10 protein-coding genes and 1 pseudogene are annotated in these 5476 nt (G+C 59.0%); 10 read left to right on the top strand and 1 reads right to left on the bottom strand.

Annotated features, from left to right (window positions below; all coding sequences use genetic code 11):
* Window positions 1-168: 168 nt before the first annotated feature.
* Window positions 169-390 carry a hypothetical protein gene (locus F1735_RS32310; RefSeq protein ID WP_166899342.1) on the top strand — a complete coding sequence of 74 codons (222 nt, stop codon included), beginning with the start codon at window positions 169-171 and terminating at the stop codon, window positions 388-390.
* Here F1735_RS32310 and F1735_RS32305 read toward each other — a convergent pair.
* Window positions 387-833, bottom strand: coding sequence for a helix-turn-helix domain-containing protein (locus tag F1735_RS32305; protein ID WP_373888621.1), 447 nt, complete (start codon window positions 831-833; stop codon window positions 387-389). The two genes, F1735_RS32310 and F1735_RS32305, sit on opposite strands and share 4 nt — an antisense overlap.
* A gap of 265 nt (window positions 834-1098) precedes the next feature.
* Here F1735_RS32305 and F1735_RS32300 point away from each other — a divergent pair, with 265 nt between their 5' ends.
* The 9 genes and pseudogenes from F1735_RS32300 to F1735_RS32260 form a co-directional block, all read left to right on the top strand.
* Window positions 1099-1410: a hypothetical protein gene (locus F1735_RS32300; protein ID WP_167240952.1), complete on the top strand. Its 312-nt coding sequence runs from the start codon at window positions 1099-1101 to the stop codon at window positions 1408-1410.
* A 118-nt stretch (window positions 1411-1528) separates the two neighbouring features.
* The gene (locus F1735_RS32295; RefSeq protein ID WP_167240950.1) at window positions 1529-1831 is read left to right on the top strand and encodes a hypothetical protein; all 303 of its coding nucleotides are present in this window, start codon (window positions 1529-1531) and stop codon (window positions 1829-1831) included.
* Between the two features lie 319 nt (window positions 1832-2150).
* On the top strand, window positions 2151-3098 hold the full coding sequence (locus F1735_RS32290; protein ID WP_167240948.1) for a helix-turn-helix domain-containing protein: 948 nt from the start codon (window positions 2151-2153) through the stop codon (window positions 3096-3098).
* The gene (locus F1735_RS32285) at window positions 3095-3376 is read left to right on the top strand and encodes a hypothetical protein (protein WP_229506074.1); all 282 of its coding nucleotides are present in this window, start codon (window positions 3095-3097) and stop codon (window positions 3374-3376) included. The genes F1735_RS32290 and F1735_RS32285 overlap by 4 nt, the downstream gene beginning before the upstream one ends.
* Window positions 3377-3465: 89 nt before the next feature.
* Entirely contained in the window at window positions 3466-3729 is a 264-nt protein-coding gene (locus F1735_RS32280; RefSeq protein WP_167240946.1) for a hypothetical protein, read from the top strand.
* A complete protein-coding gene (locus tag F1735_RS32275; RefSeq protein WP_167240945.1) occupies window positions 3729-4289 on the top strand; it encodes a hypothetical protein in 561 nt (186 codons plus the stop codon). The genes F1735_RS32280 and F1735_RS32275 overlap by 1 nt, the downstream gene beginning before the upstream one ends.
* Window positions 4276-4629 carry a hypothetical protein gene (locus F1735_RS32270; protein WP_167240943.1) on the top strand — a complete coding sequence of 118 codons (354 nt, stop codon included), beginning with the start codon at window positions 4276-4278 and terminating at the stop codon, window positions 4627-4629. Before F1735_RS32275 ends, F1735_RS32270 begins: the two co-directional genes overlap by 14 nt.
* Window positions 4630-4854: 225 nt before the next feature.
* Window positions 4855-5154, top strand: a complete 300-nt coding sequence (locus tag F1735_RS32265) for a hypothetical protein (protein WP_167240941.1) — start codon at window positions 4855-4857, stop codon at window positions 5152-5154.
* A gap of 13 nt (window positions 5155-5167) precedes the next feature.
* Window positions 5168-5476, top strand: a pseudogene (locus F1735_RS32260) (site-specific integrase); the annotation flags it as partial.

The raw sequence follows: 5476 nt of genomic DNA, 5'->3' as shown, positions 1-5476 counted from the left end.
TGCATAATTTGATGTGCTGCTCAACTTACAGCTGATAGTTTACTGTCAAACGTAAATTATTACTTCGGCGAAAGGTGATAGTTAACTTCGGTTGCCATGAACCCTACGCTCTGGCACAGTGTCACTACAGTTTCCATGTTGTAACATTATTGTTAGCAGATTAATACTATGTCCACCCAAAGCGCCGCTCAATTGAATCTACCAGTACCAGAAGTGCCCATCGAAAACGCCTCGTCGCACCAGGCGCGCAATGTCTTGATGGGTTTGTTCGACTCCACCTCGACCACGTCAAAAGCGTATCTGGTGAACGTCGCACGTTCGCTCGCCGTCGCAGATACCATCGCCGCCTTGTCGGCGACCATGCCACGGCGGAACGGCAATTGCGGCTAGTCCGAAGCCGCACCTTTGTCGGGTAATTTTTCTGATGACAGTTTCTCGGCATGCGTCGAGGAGATCATCATCTGGCGTTGGCCTTGCTCTGTTGACTCGCGAAAGTTTGTCAGCAGCTTGGCTTCGAGCGGCTTGACGTACATCAGGATAAGGGAATCTTCGGTTGGTGGTGGGCGTACCGTAGGCGTGCCGAATTTGAGGTATTCCGGGGTCACATTAAGGAATTCTGCCGCCAAGTCTAAGGCCCTGTCTCGCGGGAACTGGGTGCCTGTGAGCCACTTGCTGACGGCTTGCGGGACCACCTGCGCGTATCGCGCAAGCTCCGACGCGTTGCCGCCATTTTTTCGCTGCAACGCCTCCCGAAGGCGCTGGGTGCGATCAGGGGCGTCTTTTTGCACATCTGTCATTTTTATATTTTTACCAGAATAATTTCTTAAAATCACTAAATGCAATAATTTATTGTAAAATATTGCGAAAAACTGTAATATTTTGTTAAATTATTTATTTGTGGCAATAATGTTTGAGGTCGAGAAAACTGAAACTGACATCGCGGTGCAGTCGTGTAGCACGCAGTGCGCACGCGCCAAGCTTGTTGCACGTAGCGGAAAAGTTACTCGCCCAGCTCGACACGGATCTTTTCGACCATCTCATTCCTGCCTACCGCCGGTACTTTATCAATTTTTTACCCATGCAGCATAGGATTTCTCCATGCCTAACAGCCCCGCCATGGATACGGACCCGTCCGATGCCGAGTTTAGCAAGACCGAACTTGCCGACTTGGCCCAAGTATCCCCGGAAATTGCCGACCAGTCACGCAAGAACTTTACGACAATCTTGCATTTTATCAATAAAACAACGGCTACCGCTATTGCTGACCGACTGGGTATGCACGAATTGTCCATTTCTCGTGCGAAATCGGGCGGGCAGCTCAATTACTGCGCGCGTTTGCTCGCAGCGGCCGGGCTCAAGGTCGTGCCCGTCGACGCCATTGTTTACCTGCAACCGGACGAATACCGATGAAAACCTAGTGCCCCGCAGTTGACCTCCTAATCGAGGCCGCTGACATGAAGTGCGCAAGTCTGCATTTTTAGCGGACGGCGTTGTGCCGCCCCTACTTTCTGTCCGTGTGACCGGAAACATGATCTCCAATAAAGAAGACCGAATGAATGCATTTCAACACTTTGCGGCGCAGCACGCCGCGCTGCACGCCAGGCATGTGCTTGATGAACCTGCGCGGCGCGCAGGACGGCGCCCGCCCAGCGACATCGAGCGCAAGACGTTTGAGCACGTACGCGCGCACGGCGGCCGCACTGTGGCCGAGATCGCCAATGCACTCGGCGTTAAATCGCCCGAGCTGTATGCGCCCCTGCAGCGCTTGAAAACACTTGGTCATATCAAGCCAAACGGCACTAGCGGTGCCATTACCTGGAAAGCGGCGTGACGTGGGCGGTCGGGAGCCGGATCGGCTCCGACATGTTTAGCGAGCGGACGCGGGCGTCCAAGCCTGGGCCGGTGCTCAGGCCGAAGAAATGCGCTTGCGGGAAGAACATGTTCGCCAAGCAGCTGGCCCAGTACGGCAAATGCGTCCACTGTGTCCGTGCGATCCAGGCGGGCCGTAGCGCCGAATGACATCCGATGAGTGAACCCAGCCTTTCTGGCGGCACTCGCCGCCAGCCTCGCCCAGCAGAGACTGCGTGGCCAACACCGTACCGAACACATGAGGGGCGGTGCGCCGTTCTGATGCAGCACATAGGATTCAAATGAGTATTAGTTTAATGACAGCAGCATGGAAGTCGCCGTTGCCGTCGGGGCAAAAGTTCGTGTTGATCGCGCTGTGCGACAACGCCAATGACCAGGGCGAGTGTTATCCGTCGATCACGACGATAGCGTACAAATGCAGCATGGGCGAGCGTACCGTTCAAGGCCACATCACGGCCTTGGAAGCGCTCGGCATCCTTCGGCGCGAATTGCGGCGTGGCCGCAGCACGATTTATCACATCTATTCGGCCCATTTCGGCACCCCCGCAGAATCCGCACCCCCGCAGAATCCGCACCCCACCCCCGCAAAATCTGCACCCCCACCCCCGCAGATTCTGCCAAAAACCCCCGCAGATCTCGCACCCATAATCATCAGTAAACCATCAATTGAATCATCAGTTAACCGGAACACGGCAACCGGTACCCGCTTGCCCAAAAATTTTGCACTTCCGAAATCATGGGGTGACTGGGCGCTGGCGAAGTTTCCGGATTGGACCGAAGACCATGTCCGCGAGGTGGCTGAGACGTTCCGGGACCACTGGGTGCCGATGGCAGGTTCCCGTGGCGTCAAGCTCGAATGGGAAGGCCCGTGGCGCAACTGGTGCCGCAATGCCCGAGGCCCGGAGCGTGCGACTGGCGCCCGGGCCAGCCAGGCTTGGTGGGCGTCGGACGCCAGCGTCGCGGCCGAAGCTGCGCGGCTGGGACTGCAGCCGGCGCAAGCTGGCGAGTCCGCCCTGGCGTTCAAGGGCCGGGTGCAAGCTGCGATCGACAACAGCGGAGTCCCGCCGGCACCACCGCGCCAGAGCCGCGTGGGAGTCATCGATCCGACCGTGGCGCCTCCCCGTGCCAAAAAAGGAATGCCGGCCGGTGCCGTGGCCGGCATGAAAGCGATTTTGAAAACATCACGAGCGCGAAAAAACCAACCTACCACCGATGAGGACGACGTATGAGCACCACCACCACCACCACCACCGAGAGAAAATTCGTGACAATCGACGTCAACAACCCGGCCTACAACGTCGGCATGCTGCTCGACGCTGTCATGGCGAAGCTCGGCGTCAAGAACGACGCCGCCCTGTCGCGCGAACTGGGCGTCTCCCCGACGAACGTGAGCAATATCCGGAACGTCAAGGTCGCGCTGAGCGCGGCGATGATGATCCGCATCCACGACGTAGCGGACATGTCGATCGCCACGATCCGCAGTTTCCTCGTCGGCCCGACCAGGTGAGTTGCGAGTTTTGCGTAGCGCTGTCGGGGCGCTTCAATGCCCACCGGGAATGCTGCCAAATTCGCCTTTTGGCAGGGGCCCCCCAGCACGTGCGCCAAGTCGCTTACGACCAGGTCAGGAGGGAGTACGGCGAAACAGCGTTGGCCGGAGTCAAGGCGAAACTGCGTGCGGAAGTGCAACGTCAGCGCGAGCTGGCCTACACGAAAATAGAAAATCATCTCAACCAGGAGGCCGCCAAAGGACGGGCGGCCGCAACAGCACTGCTTACGAAAATGAAAGCCGAGAAGATGAACGTAGCACCGCGAGAGCGCGCGAATGTGCGCCGGCAGGGTTCTTTGCTGGAGCACGCATAATGGCCGGCAAACACGGATCGCCGAAGCGTCGCGTCAAGGCATATCGCGAGAAGAAGTGTGCCGTCGGCGGCGGCCTGCAGGTGATCGCTGCCGGCGTATCCCGGCATGACGTGCGCATGATGAATGCGCTGCCGATCGAGGGGGAAGAGGCGACCCTCATCTGCGTAAAATATTGGCGTGCGTTCGAGGATATCAAGCTGGGCGATGCAACCGAGACGTCGTATGTCTATCTCTGCACGGCCATGAACATTACGCTCTGTCTTGCCGAAACGGGCATTGGCGAAGAGTACGTTCCGGAAATGATACCGGCCCTGAAGGCGATGGCGCGGGCGGCGGAACGGGGCGCCAGGACCGGCCAGTACCGGCTCGACGGGCCGGGCATGACCGCGGTGAGCAATGCGCTGGCGATTCACGAGGCGCAGTGCGCCGTTGCGACCCGCGAAGACCTGTTCGCCGCCGAAACGATGATCGCCGCGCGGATCGCCGCCGGCCAGGTTCACCAGACACCGGCCAAAACCCGCCGGCGAGCACCTGCAGGAGCTAGGTATGAAATTTCCTGAGAAAAATTCACGCAGCGAGCAGATCCTGACAGCGTTCCTCAAGGGGCCAATGACGATCTATCAGGGCGCGGAGGTGCATGGGGATTTCGTCACGCGCAAGCTCCCGGCCGGCATCGACCACTGCAAGATGGTCGAGCTTTACTGCGATCTGGTCGAACGCGGCTGTCTGACGCGCGAGGGGATCAAATACAAACTAACGACACGCGCCCGGCACCAGCTCGAAAAGGAGAGCGCACCGGAAGCGCCGCGCTCGATCGTCCCGCCGCGCGTGCGCAACTTCTTCGCCAAGCCCCTGTTCCTTGGCTATTCGCCGGCGTTTCCGTGGCGCCGCGCGCTTTAAGGTGAAAATCTAAGTTAATCTTTAACCGGCTTTAGACTGCCCCGCGAATTGACCACGGAGGCAGTACAGATGAAAAATCGGGATCTAGTAGCGGAATATTGTGACGAGTGGGTGCGCTGGTGCCAGACACGCAGCTTTTACATGCGACCGGCCAGCAGCGGAACCCTTGGGCGCCTGCAGCCGTCCAAGGTGGGGAGGGAGCCAAACGCCCGTAACCACCCTGACATGCAGTATTTCAACATGGCCGTGCATACATTGGCCGACATGAAGAAATGGAAGGGCAAGTTCCTGGCATTCAGGGCGTATTACGTCGGCGACGCTGCGCTGGCCAAGCAGGCGGCCGCCGCGCTCGGCATCAGCGAGCGCACCTATTATTATCATGTGAAAAGCTTTGGGCAGGCCGCCTACAGCATGAGCCACAGCATCAAGAAGGCGCACGAAGCGATGGCCGCGCCGGCGCTGCCACCGGAACCGCCGCCGGCGCCGGTGCTGCACCAGCTCGGTTCGTTCATCCCCCCAGCCTGACCGGGGGGGCGGCATGTCCAGCACCCTGTTCAAGGTTGGCAAGTATTACCACTACCGCTTCCGGCTCGCCGGTGGCGCGCGGCGCCAGCGCAGCACCCACGAGGTGAACCACAAGCGCGCCCACGCGATCATGTCCAAGGCGTACACCGATGCCGTCCTGCTCGCGAGCGGCATGCAGCTGGTCCCGACGCTGGGGGAATTGATCGAGCAATGGGAGGAACTGCGCGCGCCGATCGCCAGCAAGTCGCATCGCCGCGGGATCGACGTTTTCAAGCGCCGGCACCTTCACGGGCTGGGCCAGCTGCTGATTAGCGACTTAGGC

The sequence above is a fragment of the Massilia genomosp. 1 genome (assembly GCF_011682185.1).
In the GTDB taxonomy this organism is placed as follows: Bacteria; Pseudomonadota; Gammaproteobacteria; order Burkholderiales; family Burkholderiaceae_D; genus Telluria_A; species Telluria_A rubra.
This window is presented reverse-complemented; position numbering and strand designations above follow the sequence as displayed.

Excerpts from the sequence above, each read along its gene's own strand:
- F1735_RS32310 (WP_166899342.1), top strand. The coding sequence starts at position 169 with ATGTCCACCCAAAGCGCCGCTCAATTGAATCTACCAGTACCAGAAGTG.
- F1735_RS32300 (WP_167240952.1), top strand. The coding sequence starts at position 1,099 with ATGCCTAACAGCCCCGCCATGGATACGGACCCGTCCGATGCCGAGTTT.
- F1735_RS32295 (WP_167240950.1), top strand. The coding sequence starts at position 1,529 with ATGATCTCCAATAAAGAAGACCGAATGAATGCATTTCAACACTTTGCG.
- F1735_RS32290 (WP_167240948.1), top strand. The coding sequence starts at position 2,151 with ATGAGTATTAGTTTAATGACAGCAGCATGGAAGTCGCCGTTGCCGTCG.
- F1735_RS32285 (WP_229506074.1), top strand. The coding sequence starts at position 3,095 with ATGAGCACCACCACCACCACCACCACCGAGAGAAAATTCGTGACAATC.
- F1735_RS32275 (WP_167240945.1), top strand. The coding sequence starts at position 3,729 with ATGGCCGGCAAACACGGATCGCCGAAGCGTCGCGTCAAGGCATATCGC.
- F1735_RS32270 (WP_167240943.1), top strand. The coding sequence starts at position 4,276 with ATGAAATTTCCTGAGAAAAATTCACGCAGCGAGCAGATCCTGACAGCG.
- F1735_RS32265 (WP_167240941.1), top strand. The coding sequence starts at position 4,855 with ATGCAGTATTTCAACATGGCCGTGCATACATTGGCCGACATGAAGAAA.